Origin of the sequence: Pseudocitrobacter sp. RIT415 (genome assembly GCF_003057695.2) — a bacterium.
GTDB lineage: Bacteria > Pseudomonadota > Gammaproteobacteria > Enterobacterales > Enterobacteriaceae > Pseudocitrobacter > Pseudocitrobacter faecalis.
In genome coordinates this window covers 1-18,363 of the sequence record NZ_QBJC02000037.1, presented here as the reverse complement: position 1 = coordinate 18,363, position 18,363 = coordinate 1, and the positions used below count along the sequence as shown (strand labels likewise).

At 52.9% G+C, this 18,363-nt stretch carries 17 protein-coding genes and 1 pseudogene; all 18 read left to right on the top strand.

Annotation, left to right across the window (positions count from 1 at the left end; genetic code table 11):
• Window positions 1-147 precede the first annotated feature (147 nt).
• On the top strand, window positions 148-2,802 hold the full coding sequence (gene tssH, locus DBY68_RS22300) for a type VI secretion system ATPase TssH (protein WP_108477194.1): 2,655 nt from the start codon (window positions 148-150) through the stop codon (window positions 2,800-2,802).
• An 84-nt stretch (window positions 2,803-2,886) separates the two neighbouring features.
• Window positions 2,887-3,429 (top strand): type VI secretion system contractile sheath small subunit, encoded by a 543-nt coding sequence (gene tssB, locus DBY68_RS22295; RefSeq protein ID WP_108477193.1) that lies wholly within the window; start codon window positions 2,887-2,889, stop codon window positions 3,427-3,429.
• A gap of 23 nt (window positions 3,430-3,452) precedes the next feature.
• Window positions 3,453-4,958: a type VI secretion system contractile sheath large subunit gene (gene tssC, locus DBY68_RS22290; RefSeq protein ID WP_108477192.1), complete on the top strand. Its 1,506-nt coding sequence runs from the start codon at window positions 3,453-3,455 to the stop codon at window positions 4,956-4,958.
• Window positions 4,959-5,010: 52 nt separating this feature from the next.
• Window positions 5,011-5,496, top strand: coding sequence for a type VI secretion system amidase effector protein Tae4 (locus DBY68_RS22285; protein WP_108477191.1), 486 nt, complete (start codon window positions 5,011-5,013; stop codon window positions 5,494-5,496).
• Window positions 5,493-5,864, top strand: coding sequence for a T6SS amidase immunity protein Tai4 family protein (locus tag DBY68_RS22280; RefSeq protein ID WP_000871595.1), 372 nt, complete (start codon window positions 5,493-5,495; stop codon window positions 5,862-5,864). Before DBY68_RS22285 ends, DBY68_RS22280 begins: the two co-directional genes overlap by 4 nt.
• Window positions 5,865-5,977: 113 nt before the next feature.
• Complete coding sequence (locus tag DBY68_RS22275; protein ID WP_108477190.1) at window positions 5,978-6,463, top strand: Hcp family type VI secretion system effector; 486 nt, start codon at window positions 5,978-5,980, stop codon at window positions 6,461-6,463.
• Between the two features lie 67 nt (window positions 6,464-6,530).
• Window positions 6,531-7,064: a type VI secretion system lipoprotein TssJ gene (tssJ, locus tag DBY68_RS22270; RefSeq protein ID WP_108477189.1), complete on the top strand. Its 534-nt coding sequence runs from the start codon at window positions 6,531-6,533 to the stop codon at window positions 7,062-7,064.
• Window positions 7,065-7,067: 3 nt separating this feature from the next.
• Window positions 7,068-8,411 carry a type VI secretion system baseplate subunit TssK gene (gene tssK, locus DBY68_RS22265; protein WP_108477188.1) on the top strand — a complete coding sequence of 448 codons (1,344 nt, stop codon included), beginning with the start codon at window positions 7,068-7,070 and terminating at the stop codon, window positions 8,409-8,411.
• Window positions 8,408-9,724 (top strand): type VI secretion system protein TssL, long form, encoded by a 1,317-nt coding sequence (gene tssL / locus DBY68_RS22260; RefSeq protein ID WP_108477187.1) that lies wholly within the window; start codon window positions 8,408-8,410, stop codon window positions 9,722-9,724. Before tssK ends, tssL begins: the two co-directional genes overlap by 4 nt.
• 91 nt (window positions 9,725-9,815) lie before the next feature.
• Complete coding sequence (locus DBY68_RS22255; RefSeq protein WP_108477186.1) at window positions 9,816-10,184, top strand: tlde1 domain-containing protein; 369 nt, start codon at window positions 9,816-9,818, stop codon at window positions 10,182-10,184.
• A 1-nt stretch (window position 10,185) separates the two neighbouring features.
• On the top strand, window positions 10,186-10,629 hold the full coding sequence (locus DBY68_RS22250) for a Shiga toxin A subunit (protein ID WP_108477185.1): 444 nt from the start codon (window positions 10,186-10,188) through the stop codon (window positions 10,627-10,629).
• A 326-nt stretch (window positions 10,630-10,955) separates the two neighbouring features.
• Window positions 10,956-14,822, top strand: coding sequence for a type VI secretion system membrane subunit TssM (tssM, locus tag DBY68_RS22245; protein WP_108477184.1), 3,867 nt, complete (start codon window positions 10,956-10,958; stop codon window positions 14,820-14,822).
• Window positions 14,822-15,589, top strand: a complete 768-nt coding sequence (locus DBY68_RS22240; protein ID WP_108477183.1) for a TagF domain-containing protein — start codon at window positions 14,822-14,824, stop codon at window positions 15,587-15,589. Before tssM ends, DBY68_RS22240 begins: the two co-directional genes overlap by 1 nt.
• 54 nt (window positions 15,590-15,643) lie before the next feature.
• A complete protein-coding gene (locus DBY68_RS22235) occupies window positions 15,644-16,294 on the top strand; it encodes a hypothetical protein (RefSeq protein ID WP_349254584.1) in 651 nt (216 codons plus the stop codon).
• Between the two features lie 516 nt (window positions 16,295-16,810).
• Window positions 16,811-16,921, top strand: a pseudogene (locus tag DBY68_RS23165) (hypothetical protein); the annotation flags it as partial.
• A gap of 128 nt (window positions 16,922-17,049) precedes the next feature.
• Window positions 17,050-17,382 (top strand): hypothetical protein, encoded by a 333-nt coding sequence (locus DBY68_RS22225; protein WP_108477180.1) that lies wholly within the window; start codon window positions 17,050-17,052, stop codon window positions 17,380-17,382.
• Window positions 17,383-17,858: 476 nt separating this feature from the next.
• A complete protein-coding gene (locus tag DBY68_RS22220) occupies window positions 17,859-18,206 on the top strand; it encodes a hypothetical protein (RefSeq protein ID WP_108477195.1) in 348 nt (115 codons plus the stop codon).
• Between the two features lie 24 nt (window positions 18,207-18,230).
• On the top strand, window positions 18,231-18,363 hold a 133-nt coding region (locus DBY68_RS23160), incomplete at its 3' end, for a hypothetical protein (protein ID WP_233503922.1).

Here is an 18,363-nt window from a genome sequence, read left to right as displayed (position 1 = left end):
TATTAAACACTATTGCGCATTCCATTCTGTGATCTGCATCATTGTTTCATTTGTACATTTTGATGATCCTGTTAATGAGAAATATTAATGAGTACATATATATTTATGTGCTCTTCATATGGACTTTTATGTCATCGGGTGTAACGAATGGATGCCCCTGTTTCGCGTAGTGCGTTATATGGAAAACTGACCGGGCCGATGTTCCGGTCGCTGGAGTCTGCGACAGCGTTTTGCAAATTACGCTCCAATCCTTATGTTGAACTGACTCACTGGCTGCATCAGCTCATGCAGCAGACGGACAACGATATTCACCATGTGCTCCGGCATTACCGGATATCCTCCGCCGATGTCGAAAAAGCATTGCTCCGGCAACTGGACATGCTGCCCGCCGGGGCCAGCGCCATCAGTGATTTTTCCCACCATATCGATCTCTCCATCGAAAAAGCCTGGATGCTGGCGAGTATTCGCTACGGTGACCCCAGGATCCGCAGCGGCTGGTTGCTGCTGGCGTGGCTGACCACGCCGGAGCTGCACCGGGTGCTGAAGACTATCTGTGCGCCGCTGGCTGCACTCCCTGCGGATGAACTGACGGACAGCCTGCCGTCGCTTATTGCGTCATCACCGGAAGCGAAGGAGCAGGCCCGGGATGGTTCAGATTTGCCGTCCGTGTTGCCGGGGGAAAGCAGCCAGGCGCTGCCTGGCGGATCCGATGGAAGCAAATCCGCGCTGGCGAAATACTGCCAGGATATGACTGCACTGGCTCGTGAGGGCAGCATCGATCCGGTCACCGGTCGCGAGCACGAAATTCGCACCATGACCGATATTCTGCTGCGCCGTCGCCAGAACAACCCGCTGCTGACCGGCGAGGCGGGCGTCGGGAAAACGGCTGTGGTGGAAGGATTTGCGCTGGCGATTGCCGGGGACGAAGTGCCGCCTTCACTGCGTAACGTGCGGCTGCTGTCGCTGGATGTCGGAGCACTGCTGGCCGGGGCATCCATGAAAGGCGAGTTTGAATCCCGCCTGAAGGCGCTGCTGGAAGAGGCCGCGCGTTCGCCACAGCCGGTTATTCTGTTTGTCGATGAGGTTCACACCCTGGTGGGCGCGGGCGGGACATCCGGCACGGGCGACGCCGCCAACCTGCTGAAACCGGCGCTGGCGCGCGGCACCCTGCGCACCATCGGCGCAACGACCTGGAGCGAGTACAAACGCCATATCGAAAAGGATCCGGCGCTGACCCGGCGTTTTCAGGTATTGCAGGTTGCAGAGCCGGAAGAGGTTGCGGCTGTTGAGATGGTACGCGGGTTAGTCACCACGCTGGAAAAACACCATGACGTCCTGATCCTTGATGAGGCCGTGCGCGCCGCCGTACAGCTTTCTCACCGTTATATTCCGGCCCGACAGCTACCGGACAAGGCCATCAGCCTGCTGGATACGGCGGCGGCCCGCGTGGCGCTGTCGTTGCATACCCCGCCTGCGAATGTCCAGTATTTGCGACAGCAGCTCAACGCCGCCGAACAGGAGCAGGAACTGTTGGTAAAGCAGGAAAAAATGGGCATCCGCGCGGAGCAGGGCGATGCACTGGCGGCACGGATTGTCTCACTGCAAGAAGCGCTGTCTGATGCGGATGCGCGCTGGCAGCAAGAACTGGAACTGGTTCACAGATTACAGGAACAGCGTGCCGCCGAGCCTGGTGAGCGTGACGAAACCACGCTGCAACAGGCAGAAGCCACATTGCGTTCCTGGCAGGGCGAAGTTCCCGTGGTGTTCCCGGAAGTCAGTGCAGCCGTGGTGGCAGCGATTGTCTCCGACTGGACCGGCATTCCCGCCGGACGCATGGTGAAAGATGAAGCCAGTCAGATCCTGGAACTGCCCGCCCGTCTGGCGCAGCGTGTTACCGGGCAGACGGCTGCGCTGGCGCAGATTGGTGAGCGTATTCAGACCGCGCGGGCGGGGTTAGGCGATCCGCGTAAACCGGTGGGCGTCTTTCTGCTGGCCGGGCCGTCCGGTGTCGGCAAGACCGAAACCGCGCTGGCGCTGGCGGAAGCCATCTACGGTGGTGAGCAGAACCTGATCACCATCAATATGAGCGAGTTTCAGGAGTCCCACACCGTTTCCACGCTGAAAGGCGCACCGCCCGGTTATGTCGGTTACGGTGAAGGCGGCGTGCTGACGGAAGCGGTACGCCGTCACCCCTGGAGCGTGGTGCTGCTGGATGAAATCGAAAAAGCCCATCACGACGTCCACGAGTTGTTCTTCCAGGTGTTTGATAAGGGCGCGATGGAAGATGGCGAAGGTGTCCACATCGATTTCAAAAATACCACGCTGTTGTTGACGACTAACGCGGGGGCGGAGCTTATCAGCCAGCTCTGTGAGGATCCGGCGCTGATGCCCGATTCGGCAGGGCTAAAAGAGGCGTTAATGCCGGAGTTACGCAAACACTTCCCGGCGGCTTTCCTGGGGCGGGTGACGGTTATCCCCTATCTGCCGCTGGATGAGACGGCGCGTGGCGTTATTGCCCGTTTGCATCTTGGCAGGTTGATGGATCGGATGGCGGAGCAGCATGGCGTTTCACTGGTGTATGGCGACGAACTGATTGCGCATATTGTGGCGCGCTGCCCGATGCACGAAACCGGCGCTCGTTTGCTTATCGGCTATATCGAACAACATATCCTCCCACAACTGTCCCGTTACTGGTTGCAGGCGATGACAGAGAAAACGGCCATCACGCAAATCCGCATTCGTGTTGATGAGGATGAAGGGATTATTTTTGAAACGACGCCTGAAACCGGTTCAGCCGGGTGATCTCTTTGCTGTGTGATTTTTAAACTGTACCGTCGAACCGCTCCCCTGGCGGTCGCCGGCTGACTGATAAGGAAATAAAGGATTATGGCTATCAACAACAGCGCGCAGAAGTTTATTGCCCGCAACCGCGCGCCTCGCGTGCAGATTGAGTATGACGTCGAGATTTACGGCTCCGAGAAAAAAATCGAACTGCCGTTTGTCATGGCGGTGCTGGCCGATCTGGCCGGGAAACCGCGTGAAGAGTTGCCAGCGGTCACCGATCGTAAATTTCTTGATATTGATATCGATAATTTTAATGAGCGGATGAAAGCCATTGCGCCGCGCGTGGCATTTGCCGTCCCCAATACGCTGACGGGCGAAGGGCAGTTAATGGTCGATATGACTCTGGAAAGTATGGACGATTTTTCACCGGCGCAGATTGCCCGCAAGGTGGACCCGCTGAAACAGTTGCTGGAAGCCCGGACCCAGCTCGCCAACCTGCAATCCTATATGGATGGCAAAGCCGGTGCGGAAAACCTGATCAATAAACTGTTGCAGGATCCGGGGCTGCTGAAGTCGCTGGCAAGTGCGCCGAAGCCTTCGGCGGGGAATGATGACCCGGCAGATGACACGGGTTCAGTGGAATAATTGCGGAAATTTAAGGATTTTTTATGGAACAGCACATGCAGGCGGCGGGTGATGTCGCCAGAGAGACAACGCACACATCCGGTGAGTTTGATGCACTACTGAACCAGGCGTTTCGTCCCAAAACCGAGCAGGCGGCAAAAGCCGTTGAAGCCGCCGTACAGACGCTGGCGCAACAGGCGCTGGAAAACGCCGTCACCGTCAGTGACGATGCGTATAAAAGTATTGCCGCGATTATTGAACAGATCGATTTCAAATTAACGGAGCAGATCAAACTGATCCTGAGCCACCCGGAATTTCAGAAACTGGAGTCCTCCTGGCGCGGGATGGAACACCTGGTTTTCAACACCGAAACCGATGAAAAACTCAAAATCCGCTTTATGAATCTGTCAAAGGATGAACTGCGGAAAAGTATGAAGCGTTACAAAGGGATCGCCTGGGATCAAAGCCCGCTGTTCAAAAAGCTGTATGAGGCGGAATACGGGCAACTCGGCGGCGAACCCTATGGATGTGTTATTGCTGATTATTACTTCGATCACACGCCCCCGGATGTGGATCTACTCGGCTCCATTGCCAAAGTGGCGGCCTCCGCCCATGCGCCGTTTATCGCTGGCGCATCGCCCTCAGTGTTGCAGATGGACTCCTGGCAGGAACTGGCCAATCCGCGTGACCTGACCAAAATCGTCACCCAGAATCTTGAATATGCCCCGTGGAACTCACTGCGTAAAAGTGAAGATTCGCGCTATATCGGCCTGACGATGCCGCGTTTTCTCGCCCGTCTGCCTTATGGCGCAAAAACCAACCCCGTGGACGAATTCGCTTTTGAAGAAGAAGCGGACGGCGCAGACCACAGCAAATACGTCTGGAGCAACGCCGCCTATGCGATGGGCGTGAATATCAACCGCTCCTTCAAACATTACGGCTGGTGTACGTTGATCCGTGGAGTGGAGTCCGGTGGCGCGGTGGAAAACCTGCCTTGTCATACCTTCCCGACCGACGACGGCGGCGTGGACATGAAATGCCCGACGGAAATCGCCATCTCTGACCGCCGTGAAGCGGAGCTGGCGAAAAATGGCTTTATCCCGCTGATCCACCGCAAAAACTCCGATTACGCAGCCTTTATTGGTGCGCAGTCGCTGCAAAAACCGCAGGAATATTACGACCCGGACGCCACGGCCAACGCCAATCTCTCCGCCCGACTGCCCTATTTGTTCGCCTGCTCACGGTTTGCGCACTTCCTCAAATGCATCGTGCGCGACAAGATCGGTTCGTTTAAAGAGCGTGAAGATATGCAGCGCTGGCTCAATGAGTGGATCATGAACTACGTTGACGCCGATCCGGTGAACTCCTCGCAGGAAACCAAAGCCCGTCGCCCGCTGGCGGCGGCTGAAGTGGTGGTGGAAGAGGTGGAAGGTAATCCGGGGTATTACGATGCCAAATTCTTCCTGCGTCCGCATTTCCAGCTTGAAGGATTAACGGGGTCGCTGCGTCTGGTCACAAAACTGCCGTCGGTAAAACAGGGTAACGCCTGATTTATTATATTTCATAAAGCTTGTGATGCAGATTTTTTAGAGGGTAAAGAAAATGGGTAGACCTTCATTTAATGAGGCATGGTCGGCATTTGGAAAAGTGAATTTTCCCGTTACTGATGTCGGTCGTATAATTGGCGGAAATATAGGGCAAAATATTTCAGGTGGCTATTTTGAAAATGCTTGTCCAATTCGTATGAGTTATGTTTTGAATGCTACGGGATTTCCGATATCCCGTAGTTCTCCCTATGCAAAGGTTAGTGGTTCTGATAAGAAATTTTATATTTATCGCGTGAATGATATGATTGAACATCTGACCCAGATTATGGGGAAGCCAGATCTTGTCATTAATAATCCAACTCCTGGTGACTTTACAGGTAAAAAAGGCATCATTGTTGTAAAAGGCCATGGCTGGAGCAATGCTCGGGGACATGTAACATTATGGAATGGTAGCGTTTGTTCAGATCAATGTCATCTACTAAATGATCCAGATAATGGAACATTTGTTCCTGAAGTCGGAATCCTGTGGGTACTACCATGAAATGGCTTAAATTAATATTTTGGGGCCTCTGTGGGCTACAGATATGTCAATTATCTTATGCTCAGGAAGCATTGACTGAAAAATATTCTCAGTCAGAGCTCTTACGCAATTGGGCTTTGAGTCATTGTTTGTCATTGGTGTATAAAAATGATGCCGTTCAGGATGATGCCAGAGCTACAGCTAGTGCTTATCTTGAATATGGCCAGCAACCTGTAGAAATTTATCGTGAAATAGATGCGATAGCGAGAAAATATGCATCATTAAAATATGATGGTTCAATAGCATCAGACTTCAGCACTATGAAATGTATAGATTTCATTCATGGAAATGAATTGGATGAGTTGATTTCCAGGAGTGTTAAGAAATGAAATATATTCAATCCTTTGTTCTGCCGATTCCATATGTGGAAGAGTGTTGTAAAGTAATGGTTTATTTGTAAGCGGATAAATCAAAATTAATTTAAATAAAAAAGGTATGAAATATGTCTTATGATATTTTTCTGAAAATTGACGGCATTGACGGCGAGTCAATGGATGACAAACATAAAAATGAAATTGAGGTGTTGAGCTGGCGCTGGAATATCCACCAGGAGTCCACCATGCACGCGGGTAGCGGTCTGGGATCCGGCAAGGTATCCGTAACTAATCTTTCATTTGAACACTATATCGATCGCGCCAGTCCGAACCTGTTCAAATACTGCGCCTCCGGCAAACACATTCCGAAAGCCGTGCTGACCATGCGTAAAGCGGGTGGCAACCCGCTGGAGTACCTCAAATATAGTTTTACTGATTTGATCGTAGCGATGGTTTCGCCCAGTGGGAGTCAGGGGGGAGAAATTGCTTCTCGTGAGTCAATAGAACTCTCTTTCAGCACCGTGAAACAGGAATACGTGGTGCAGAACCAGCAGGGCGGCAGCGGCGGCACCATCACCGCAGGCTATGACTTCAAGGCCAACAAAGAGATTTAAGCGGTGCTTTTCCGGCCCGGCACACGGCCAGGCCGGTTTTTGTTATTTGATTTTAAAGGAAATTACAGTGAATAAATGGCGTAACCCCGGTGGGTGGTTATGTGCGGTAGCTTTGTCTTTTGTCTGCCTGCTGTCCGGGTGCGGCAGTGACAGCGACGCCGTGCCGGATCCTCTGTCACAGCGGCTCAACTTGGCGATCAAGGCTTCCGACAAGGTGAATCCTGACAACCAGAAGAAAGCGGCGCCCATAGAGATACGCGTTTATGAACTGAAAAATGATGCAGCTTTCACGGCAGCAGACTGGTGGTCGCTTCAGGACAATGACAAGGCCGTTCTCGCCGATGATTTACTCCATCGTGACAGCTTTATCCTGCGTCCGGGCGAGGAGAAAAAACTGCGCCATCCGCTCAATAAGGAAACCACGGCGCTGGGGATCCTGGCCGGATACCGCAATCTGGGAAAATCGGTCTGGCGGGCCACGTATAAAATCCCTGATCCCCCGGAAAAAAGCTGGTACAGCCGCTTTATGCCGAAGAAAAAAGTGGAACTGGATGCCGGAATAGAGCAGAGCGCCATCGTGATTAAAGAACGGGATGAGTAAATTATGAGCTGGAATAACCGGGTGGTCTGGAGTGAAGGGCAGTTTTTGCTGCCGCAGATGTTTCAGCAGCAGGAACGCTATCTGGAACATGTCATCCATTACCGCAGCCTGCCGCTGTCGCCCTTTTTCTGGGGCTTCAGTGAATACGGCATTGACAGTGAGGCGCTGAACATCGGCAAACTGGTACTGACAGAGGCTGCCGGAGTGTTTGCCGACGGTACGCCGTTTAATGCGCCGGGCCATACACCCCTTCCACCCCCGCTGACTATTTTACCGGAACACCTTAACCAGCAGATTTGCCTGGCGGTGCCGGTACGCACGCCGAACAGCGAAGAAACCAGCTTCGACAATAACCCGGAATCGCTGGCGCGCTTTTCAGTGCACGAAAATGAAATCCGCGATGCCAACTCGCTCGGGCGCGGCGCACAACTGTTGCAGCTCAGCCACCTGCGTCTGCGGCTGTTGCCGGAAAAAGCGGTGACGGATGCGTGGATCGGCCTGCCGCTGACGCGCATCACGGCGCTGCACCCCGATGGCCGGGTCGATATTGACAAAGATTTGATCCCGCCGGTGGCGAACTACCAGGCCAGTGCGCTGATATGCACCTGGCTGTCGTGGATCAACGATCTGATCAAAATGCGCGCGGATTCACTGGCGCAGCGACTGACGGGCAGTGATAAACACGGCCATGAGGCGGCGGAAGTATCGGATTACCTGCTGCTGCAAATTCTCAATCGCTTCGGACCGTTACTGATCCATCTGGCGAAAACGCCGCTGTCGCCGGAGGTGCTCTACCGTTACCTGTCCGAGCTGGCTGGCGAACTCTCCACCTACGTGCGCCCGCAGACGCGCCGCCCGGAAGAATATCAAGAATATAAGCACCTGACGCCCTATGCCGGGCTGAAATCGGTGGTGGACGAGGTGCAGTACCTGCTGAATGCCGTGCTGATCCGCGGGGCGCAGCGAATCACCCTGGAGGAGGGCACTTACGGCATTCTCAATGCGGTGGTTCAACCTTCCGAGCTGTCGGGTTTCAGCGCGCTGGTGCTGGCGGTGAAGGCGCAGATGTCCGCCGACGCCCTGCTGCAACATTTTTCCGCCCAGACCAAAATCGGGCCGTCCGAACGCCTGCCGGAACTGATCCGCTCGCACCTGCCGGGGCTGACATTACAGGTGCTGCCGGTGCCGCCGCGTCAGATCCCGTTCCAGTCCGGGTACATTTATTACGATATCCGCCGCGACGGCGTGCTGTGGGAACATATCGCCCGCTATGGCGGCATGGCGATGCATACCGCCGGAGAGTTTCCGGGGCTGGAGATGGAACTGTGGGGAGTGCGCGATAAATGACCGACGATATTCTGACGCCGCCAGCGGCAAATACCCTGCCCTTTCAGCCATCAGCCGGTGGGGGAAAACCGCCCGACAATGACGGTTACGACGCGCCCATACAGGACAACTTTCGCTGGGAGGATGTAAAGGTAGTGGTTGACGACGGCCCGGATATGAAGCTCCGGCTGGCTGAAATTACCGCTGCCGTGAATCCTCTTTTAGCGGCGGCAAGCCCTCTGTTATGCGCACTGGCGCAGATGCCCCGCGAACTTGCTCCTGCTTTTGTCGAACATTACCGTGCCCTGCTGGAGCGTGAAGTTCGCCGGTATCAGACGTTATGCGACCAGGCAAACCTGCGCCGCGAACATGTGCTGGCGGTGCGCTACTGCCTGTGTACGGCGCTGGACGAAGCCGCCAACAACACCGTCTGGGGGCGACGCGGTGTCTGGGCCGGGAAAAGCCTGCTGGTGACTTTTCATGGTGAAAGTGAAGGCGGCATCAAGCTGTTTCAGATAATTGGTCGTCTGGCCACCAGCTTCCAGGAGCACAGCGATGTGCTGGAAATCATTTACCACATACTGGGGCTGGGTTTTGAAGGCCGCTACAGCGTGCGCCCGGACGGTCGCAAGCAACTGGACGATATCCGCCAGCAACTGTTGACCCAGCTGGTCCAGCGCCGCGATCCGGTCACGCCGACGCTCTCGCCGGGGTTTACCGGCGCTGTCAGCGGACGGATGCGGCGGATGCGCCGGGTACCGGTCTGGCTGAGCGCCGGAATAGCCCTGCTGGTGATGCTGACGCTGTTTGGCCTTTACAGCCACCGGATGAGCCTCGCCACCGAAACCGTACAGCAGCGTATCGACGCCATTGGTAAACACCTGCCGCCGCCGCCCGTCCCTGTTCACAAACTGCGGCTGAAAATCCTGCTGGCGAACGAAATCGCCCGTGGCCTGCTGACGGTGGAGGAGGATGATCATCACAGCCGGGTGGTCTTCCGTGGCGACACCATGTTTGTGCCGGGGCAGAAAACGGTGAATGACGCGCTGCGCCCGGTAATTGATAAGGCCGCGCGTGAGATTGCGCGTGTGGGCGGCGCGGTGACGGTGACCGGCCACACGGACAGCCAGCCGATCCATTCCGCTGAATTCCCGTCCAACCAGGTGTTGTCGGAAAAACGGTCTACGGAAGTGGCTACGCTGCTGACATCCGGCGGTGTCCCCGCCAGCCGGATCCGGGTTGTCGGGAAAGGAGATACCGTGCCGGTGGCCGATAACCGCACTAAAACCGGACGAGCGCAGAACCGCCGGGTGGAAATTCTGGTGGTGGAGTGAATTAATATGACTATGGTCAGGTCAGAAAACTGACCATAAAATATGGTGTTCTGATCTGACTATTATTTTTTAACAAAAAGGAGATTGTGTATTGCCTTGGGTATACAAAATTAATGCACGTTCATTTCATTTAAATGGTAGCTATCAGTTCAATGCCAGATATTCTGGCAGACCGGGTTTTAAAGATGACTCTGTTAATGAGTGTGTAAGAGATAAGGGACCATTACCAAGAGGTACATATACAATTGGACCTGCATTTTTTCATGCCAGAACAAGAGCATGGACGATGAGGCTCACGCCTTACCCCGAAAATCAAATGTGCGGGCGTGATGGTTTCATGATACACGGAGAAAGTTCAGCCCATCCAGGAGAAGCCTCTGATGGCTGTATAATTCTGGATTTACCTTATCGCAAGGTTATTGCTGCCAGTACTGATAAAATATTAGTGGTTGAGGACTAATATGTTCAAGGTAATAATCTGCCTGTTAGCTGGCATACCTGCAATTTCATATGCACAAAATGATGGTTGCGCTACGGTTGGAGCCTCAATAGAGTTGTCGTTATTTGATGCAATGAAAACTGATTTGAATATAAATTCTTCTACTATTTTAAGAGATAAAACAAGGGTAGAAGTTCTTGATGTTTCTCCTGTGTCTAAAATTTATGCAGAGTCTCTGGCTAAAATTGATTATGAGAAGGACAAAGCCAGAAATAAGCAGGCAATGTTAGATGAAAAATCGTATTTTGATAGCTACTATGAAAATCATGCCAGGTCTATTGTGGTAAAATATACCTACATTAACAATAATAGGGGGGAAGATGTTTTTATTGCATCCGGCCTTATTAATGAAAATGAGTGTTCCGTAAGATTCAATGGCTATATTATTCTATCCAGAGAATTTTGATGTGTACACCTTATCCTTCAGGTTGCCTCTGCGTTGACTGCACTCGTTCGCCCGAGTCACTTACCGGGATAAATGATTTGGAATCCTCTCGCTTGCCGCCTTGATGCAACTCGAATGATTCTGTATATAAATTAAAATATTGAGCATAAACCTAATAATGACAACGTTGTTGCGGGATGATGTAAATAAAATGATGCTGCGAAATTTTATTTTTCAGGTTTATTGATTTTTCGGATTGCCATCTTTTTTTTGTGCTGAATAGGGAAAACATTTTCAGCTTGTGGCCTTTTATTGTTGTTGATTACAATGTGGAGTTCTGAACAATAATGCAAAAATTTCTCAATCTGCTGTTTTCCCGCCGCGCGCTGGCTGTTGTCGGCGTGGCGGTACTGGCATTGCTGGTCTGGTTAATCGGGCCGCTGGTCGCGTTTGATACCCTGCATCCGCTCGCGTCCGTGGGTAGTCGGGTAGTCACCATCGTTCTGTTACTGATGTTCCTCGCACTGTGGCTGGTGAACTGGTCGATGAGCATCATTGGCGTGACGGTTCTGTGCCTGGTCATCGGTTTTGTTTCACCCCTGCTGGCCTTCGGTGACATTCGTCCGTTTGCGCCACTGTGGCTGCGTCTGACGCTTATCGGCCTGATCCTGCTGACTTATGCGCTGTACGGCCTGTACCGGCTGTGGCGGGCGCTGCGCCTGGATGAACAACTGCTGCGTCGTTTCCTGCATCCGCGCGGGGAAGACGTGCCGGTGGCCGGGGAAATTAAAGCCGACCTGCGCACCGTCAGCCATATTGTCAACCGCGCCATCCGGCAACTGAAACAACTGCGGGTGGACCTGCCTGGCTGGCGTAAGATCCTGGAAGGGAAGCGCTTCCTGTATGAATTGCCGTGGTTTATGGTCATCGGCAGCCCCGGCGATGGTAAAACCACCGCGCTGCTTAACACCGGATTACAGTTTCCGCTGGCGGAGCAGATGGAGCAGACCGCGCATATCCTCACCGTACCCGGCGGCGGCACGCTGCACTGCGACTGGTGGTTCACTAACGAGGCAGTGCTGATTGATACCGCCGGGCGCTATGCCCGCCACGATGACGGCGGTGAAATCAGCGCGACACAGCGTAACGCCGGAGAGTGGCAGGGTTTTCTGGGGCTGCTGCGTAAACACCGCCCCGGCGCGCCGCTGAACGGCGTGATCCTGACGCTGAACGTGGCGGATCTGACCGCGCAGTCCCCGGCGGAACGGCTGGCCGCCTGTGCAGCCCTGCGTGCGCGGCTGGCAGAACTGCGGGAGACGCTGGGGATCCGCTTCCCCGTCTATCTGGTGGTCACCAAAATGGATCTGCTGCCGGGATTTACGGAGTATTTTCACGGGCTGACCAGCCACCTGCGCGCGCAGGTCTGGGGCTTCACGCTCCCTTACAGTCGCAAACATAACAGGGACAATCCGCAGTCACTGCACGCGCTTTGCGAACGGGAACTGGCAGACCTGACGCTGCGGCTGGATCAGGGGCTGGATACCCGGTTGCAGGAAGAGTACGACCTGAAAAGCCGCCAGCGGCTGTACCGTTTCCCGCGTGAATTTGCCGCGCTGGGCGCGCCATTACTGGAAGCCATTGAACAGATCTTCCTCGATTCAAAATTCGACGCCACCCAGCTTAACAACACGCTGCGTGGCGTATTTTTCACCAGCGCCGCACAGGCGCAGGCAGACGCCGTGGCTGACCAGTCGGGCATCTGGGCGCGTTTTGTCCGGGCGATCAAAGGGAAGGCGGATTCCCCGTCCCATACCCTGCCGGACGGCAACCGCAGCTATTTTCTGCACGATCTGCTGACGCAGTTTATCTTCCGCGAAGCGCACCTGGTGGAGCCGAACCTCCAGTGGGCCTGGCGTTACCGCCTGCTGCATACCGGCGGGCATCTGCTGGTACTGGCGCTGGCTTTCTGGCTGTGGCAGGGCATGCAGGGCAGCCGGCAGGGTAACAGCGGTTATCTGAATGAAATCGCCAGCCGCACGGCCCAACTGGAGGGTGAGGTCAAAGCCTGGACCGGAAAGCCCGCCATGCAGCCAGTTCCCGCATTACTGAACCAGGCGCGGGCCTTGTCTGCCTGGCCGGGACTGGACCCGGACTCGCCTCCGATGGCCTGGCGTTATGGTCTTTACAGCGTCCCGCCAGTGATGGAGAGCGTCGCATCCCTGTATGACCGCCTGCTGGACCAGCTACTGCTCCCGCCGCTGGTGAAACGCATGGAATACGTGCTTTCGGATGCGATTGCGCGTCAGGACAGCAAAGCCGCCTATGACGCCCTGCATGTTTATCTGCTGCTGAACCTCGATAAGGACCATGAGGATAAATACAACGCGGCGGAGATACACGCCTGGGTACTCAACGATCTGGATAACCGCGACAGCGTGGCGGAATTTGGCGGTCGCGCAGCCGTGCTGGAGCATATTGACGCCCTGTTTGACGGCAGCCGCGTGGTGCATTCGCCTTATGAAAAAGATGAGGGACTGATCCGCATGGCGCGGGCTTTCCTTGACGGCCATACCAGCACCGAGCGTATCTATACTCGAGCCCTGGCTTCCATGGAGAGTGAAGCACCGCAGGAGTTTTCGCTGGTTCGCGCGGTGGGCGCGGATGCGGGAACGGTTTTTGTCCGCACGGATGGCGCGCCGCTGGATCGGGGCGTGCCCGGCATCTTTACCCGCGAAGGCTACCGGGAACTGTTCGACAAACGGCTGGCGGAGTTTGTCGCCACCGCATCAGCGGACGACGCCTGGGTGATGGGCCGGGAAAGTGCGCAAAAAAAAACGACTGATATTGTGATGAGCCAGTTGCCGGGGCAGGAACTCCCGGTTACCCGTGAGGTACGCCGCCTGTACCTGGCGGAATATGCCCGCCGCTGGCAGGATTTTCTGGCAAGCATTCACAGCATCAACAGCGCCGGGGAAGACGGCAGTCCCGGACTGGCATATGACCTTCAGGTGCTGCGTACCCTGGCCTCGCCGGATTCCCCACTGATGCGCCTGAGTAAAGCGGTGGTGGAGCAGACCACGCTGGTACCGCCACTGGATGCGCAGGCCAGACAAAAACAGATGGCCCAGCGCGCGCAGGACCGGCTTTCCGGCAATGCAGGAAAAGCGGTGCAGACGGCAAAGTTGTTGCAGGACATCCACCCGGAAGAGCGGCTGGAAAAATCGCTGGTGGATGACCGTTTCGCCGCGCTGCGGGAAGTGGTTTCCGGGCGGACAGACAGCGGGCAGGGCGGCGGTACGCCGCAGTTAAATTCGCTGCTGACAATGCTCAATGAATATTACACCCAACTTACCATCGCCGACAGCGCGCTGGCGGCGAGCACCCTGCCGGGCCGCATTTCGGCGGCGGATAAACTGCAACTGGAGGCGGCAAAACTGCCCGCGCCGCTGAAAAATATTCTGCTGGATCTCACGCAGCAGGGAACGCGAAAAATCAACGCCGGCACCGGTGAAGTGCTGAACGCGCAGATGGAAGCGGTGATCGGCGATGAGTGTCGTGACGCCATTGACGGGCGCTACCCCTTTACCGACAGCCCGCAGGAGGTCAGCGCGGACGATTTTAACCGTATCTTTGCCAGCGGTGGCGTGCTGGATGCGTTCTGGACCAAACAACTGGCCCCGCTGGCGGATACCGCCAGCAACCCGTGGCGCTACAAACCGACCGAAGGCAACATGACCTTACAGGGGCCGGACCTGAAGCCGTTTCAGGAGGCGAAACAGATCCGCAGCGTTTTTTTTAATGGGGAAGGCGGGAAAAAGTTTTCCTGGGCGATGCAGGTGCGGGTGGTGGATATGGACCCGGCAATCACCGAACTGGTGATTGATATTGACGGTCAGGTGCTGCGTTACGCTCACGGCCCGGTCAGGCCGCTGAAAGTGAACTGGCCGGGGCCGCGAAATGGCTCAATGGCAGAAATCACCGCCAGTCCGCGCATTCGCCAGGACACCTCGACGCTACTGACTAATGGACCGTGGGCGCTGTTTCACCTGCTGGATGCCGGGACGGCGCAGGAGACGGCGGTACGGGGAACGCAGCAGGTGGAATACAATTTTGACGGACGGCGGGTGGTGCTGGAAATCACCGCCGGACGGGATTTTGACCCGGTGGATCGCGAGCTGCTGCAAAACTTCAGTTGCCCTACGAGGATTCTCTGATGCGCCGCGCTACGGCAGTATCGGCTCCGGCGATGTTTGGCAGACTACCGGATCAGCGGGACTACGTGCGCTGGCGGGTGAGCGCGGACGAAGGGCAGGTGTGGCAGGCGTGGCTGAACCAGCAGACGTGGCTGGGAAAGGGGCGAAATATTGTTCTGCCGGAAGGAACGGATGCTGCGAAGGCCGGAGAAAATGACGGCTGGATGCACCTGTCACCGCGTGAGAAAACGGCGGTGCCGGAACACCATCCGCTGCCGTGGAGCTTTGTAATGTCGCCGGGATTTTTACCCACTGGTGGGCGTGATGAGTGGCTGACCGGGGTCCTGACCGCCTCGCGTGACAGCACGGGCAGACCGTGGCCGCTGGTGATTTACCAGCGTGCCGGGCGGGAATGGCTGGAAGAGAGCCTGGATGACACACAGGGCTGGCTGTACTGGCTGGCGCGGTTGACGGCGGCGCAGGTGGCACCACAGTCGGAACGGTGCGGGCGACTGGCAGAGCAGACAGACCAGCTCTGGGCGATGTGGCGACCGGGGCCGCGCTGGGCGCAGTGGTTGCGAGGTTTACGACGTGTGCCGCGGCGTAGCCGGGAACTCACCGGGCTGCCGGACGCGCCGGTAGTGGAACTGCCCGGCGTGCGCCACCTGCCGTGGCCGGGCTGGCCGGACAAAATGTTGGCGCAGGCACAACAAGGGCAGGGCTGGTTCTGGCAGCAGAACAGCGAGGGGCGGTATGTGGATGCGCTACGGCTGGCTGGAAAAAAATAAATCCTGCGACGTTAAACGGATCTGATAGCGACTGTAATCTATTTTAATAAAAAGGTGGCTGGTTTGAAGAGTGCCAAAGAGATTGCCAAAGATATGCTGGAGTCCATTGATGTTGATAGCTCCGGTATTTTAACCAGCATCGTCAAAGGGGTTATTTCTTTTCCGGTTAGTTTGGGGTACCTCGGATATGATTTTACCGATACCGAACATCGAAGAGAAAATGAAGATGATAAATATAGATTCGTGTGTCTGATAAAAAGGGATATTCTGAGATGGGATGTCATTGAGCGTGTTATTGGTTTTTTTATTGATGACTTTATTTCGCGCGTTGATATGGCGAATGTAGCCCATGTTGCTCGAGATGTGTCGGGAAATCTGTCTGGTAAGTTTATTTTTTCATCCTTAACTGGAGTAAAGTTGGGGGCGGTAATTACCACTAATGCGGTCGGACGTTTTTTTTCTGGTTTAGGTCTGGGGACTATGTTGTGGATGGGTGCCGAAGCATCACGATCCATTTATACATCAAGAGATCTTGAAAGAAAAAATCCCAGGATGTATATACAGTTGAGAGATGCAGGGGATCTGGATCTTCTGTATTTTCTGGTAGAGAACATCGTCGAGCCATTCGAAATAGCCTGTAAAGTCAGTGAGCAGGATTCGGGAAAATTTAAAGAGATTTGTGAATGTTTCTTTGGTGGGTTATGAGTCTAAAAGAGTTTATTTTGATTATTGTTTCGCGTATTTTATGTGCAATAGGTATGACCATTGGATTTATTAGTATTATTTTTTCTCTATGGTGTTTTTTTGGTTCTCATCATCCCTGCCGATTTTTATGGGGAGGGGGTGGTATTCTAGCTTTCCTAATTGGTTATGGAGTTTTTAAGTTTTCTTTGACTTATATTTATGATGAGTGGGAATGTTAAGGTTAGTAAAGTTATGCATGTATTTATGTACGAATGCAAGAATAAAATTGCAAACTTAATAAAGGTGATAATGTGATATCTTCTCGGATAGGAGGATAGGAGGATAGGAGGATAGAACGGTATGCTATTCAAAAGTTTTGAATATAAAAATATTCTCATTAGATAAATGTTTATGAAGTTGAATAATTTAAATTTAACCTGTTTTTTTTCATTATTAGAATGAAAAAACAGGCTGTTTATTATTTTTTTCTGGCCGCCAGGGGCAGTATTTTAATCCGATATTAAAGGAACAAATATCATGAGCTTTGTATCTACGGGTAATAAATCAGTGGGGAATCGTGGACCCGCCGTTACCACACCGCCAATCGCAGGCGAAAGTGGCGGTATGAGCGCAGGCTCAGCCGCAACCAGTGGTAGTCGAACAGATGGCAGAGCAGCGAAGGGCTGTATGTGGATGCGCTACGGCTGGTGGGAGAGAGATAAAATGTTCTGAAAATTAAACAATACAGTTCAGGACTGGCTTGTACGGGGAATAAAATGAGTAAAATACAGTATGATCCTAATAGCCAACTGGCTGAATATTATGCCAGAACTGAGATTGAGGGATCCTGCTTCACACAGGATACTCTCCTTGGAAAGGCCAGAATAAATTTTGTAACAGGAGATATTGTATTAGAAATACGATGGAAATATACCTGGCTGAAAGATGATAATGTAAGCAATGACTGGACCCTCACTGAGAAATCAAAGTTTATCTCTAGTGTTCATGCGATTGTGTGCCATGAATGGAATGGAAAAATATTCTATTCTGTTTCGGGTGACTCTGATTTTTCTAAAAAATTTCAGGGGAAAAATTACCTTTTAATATAGTAATAATTTCAGTGGAATACGGTGCTCACTGGAATGTATCTGTGACAAAAGTTAATCCTGGAGTTGATAGTTATACTTTTGTTCAATGGAAAAATAGATTTATTCAGCTTGATTCAAATGATGTGGAAAGAATGGAGCGATGTTCTGATATTCTGAATGTATGTCGTACCCGAACATCAGTAATGCATGAGATAGGGCACACACTTTTATATCTTGAAGATGAGTATGATCTGCCAAAACCATCTGAAAGTTTTGATACCAATTATTTATCTTTGATGGAAGGGAATGGATTTTCATTGAATGGGTTAAGAGTGGCGAATGATATATATGGCTGGGATATTGATGGTGTGATGAATATTGGCACGGAGCTTCGGGAACGTTATCTTGATGGTATTTCAGTACAGTTGGATGTAATAATTCCTGATACAAGCTTCTCGCTTGTGGAGTTAAAAAATGAACAAGTTTTTTTTGCTTTGATGCTGTTGTTTATAATCGTTACTACAGGAGGGCGATCTTTAGCTCAACCTCCAGTGTATGAGCAAAAAAGTTATATAAAGAACGGAGAGTTTGAAGGTTTTTTTATTAATAAATATGGACGTCCGACTCATGAGTTTATCAAACCTCGTTACGAATTTGTCGGAGAATATTCCATTGGTATTGAAAATACTTACCGTTCGACGAATCCTGAATTCAGGAATGTTCAGATCAAAGAAATGCTCTGGAATTTGAATGAGGATTTAAATTTGACCTGTTTCTTTCATTATAATAATGGGCAGTGGCAAGTTATTTCTTATTTCTTCTGGCCGCCAAGAGCTTTATTTTAAATTGATATTTAAGGAGTAAATATCATGAGTTTTGCATCAACGGGTAATAAATCAGTGGGTAATAGTGGACCCGCCATTACAACACCGCCATTTGCAGGCGAAAGTGGCGGTATGAGCACAGGTTCAGCCGCAGCCGGTGTTGCTGATGCAGCCGAAC

Excerpts from the sequence above, each read along its gene's own strand:
- tssH (WP_108477194.1), top strand. The coding sequence starts at position 148 with ATGGATGCCCCTGTTTCGCGTAGTGCGTTATATGGAAAACTGACCGGG.
- tssB (WP_108477193.1), top strand. The coding sequence starts at position 2,887 with ATGGCTATCAACAACAGCGCGCAGAAGTTTATTGCCCGCAACCGCGCG.
- tssC (WP_108477192.1), top strand. The coding sequence starts at position 3,453 with ATGGAACAGCACATGCAGGCGGCGGGTGATGTCGCCAGAGAGACAACG.
- tssL (WP_108477187.1), top strand. The coding sequence starts at position 8,408 with ATGACCGACGATATTCTGACGCCGCCAGCGGCAAATACCCTGCCCTTT.
- DBY68_RS22285 (WP_108477191.1), top strand. The coding sequence starts at position 5,011 with ATGGGTAGACCTTCATTTAATGAGGCATGGTCGGCATTTGGAAAAGTG.
- DBY68_RS22275 (WP_108477190.1), top strand. The coding sequence starts at position 5,978 with ATGTCTTATGATATTTTTCTGAAAATTGACGGCATTGACGGCGAGTCA.
- DBY68_RS22225 (WP_108477180.1), top strand. The coding sequence starts at position 17,050 with ATGAGTAAAATACAGTATGATCCTAATAGCCAACTGGCTGAATATTAT.
- DBY68_RS22240 (WP_108477183.1), top strand. The coding sequence starts at position 14,822 with ATGCGCCGCGCTACGGCAGTATCGGCTCCGGCGATGTTTGGCAGACTA.
- DBY68_RS22250 (WP_108477185.1), top strand. The coding sequence starts at position 10,186 with ATGTTCAAGGTAATAATCTGCCTGTTAGCTGGCATACCTGCAATTTCA.
- tssM (WP_108477184.1), top strand. The coding sequence starts at position 10,956 with ATGCAAAAATTTCTCAATCTGCTGTTTTCCCGCCGCGCGCTGGCTGTT.
- DBY68_RS22220 (WP_108477195.1), top strand. The coding sequence starts at position 17,859 with ATGCTGTTGTTTATAATCGTTACTACAGGAGGGCGATCTTTAGCTCAA.
- tssK (WP_108477188.1), top strand. The coding sequence starts at position 7,068 with ATGAGCTGGAATAACCGGGTGGTCTGGAGTGAAGGGCAGTTTTTGCTG.
- DBY68_RS22280 (WP_000871595.1), top strand. The coding sequence starts at position 5,493 with ATGAAATGGCTTAAATTAATATTTTGGGGCCTCTGTGGGCTACAGATA.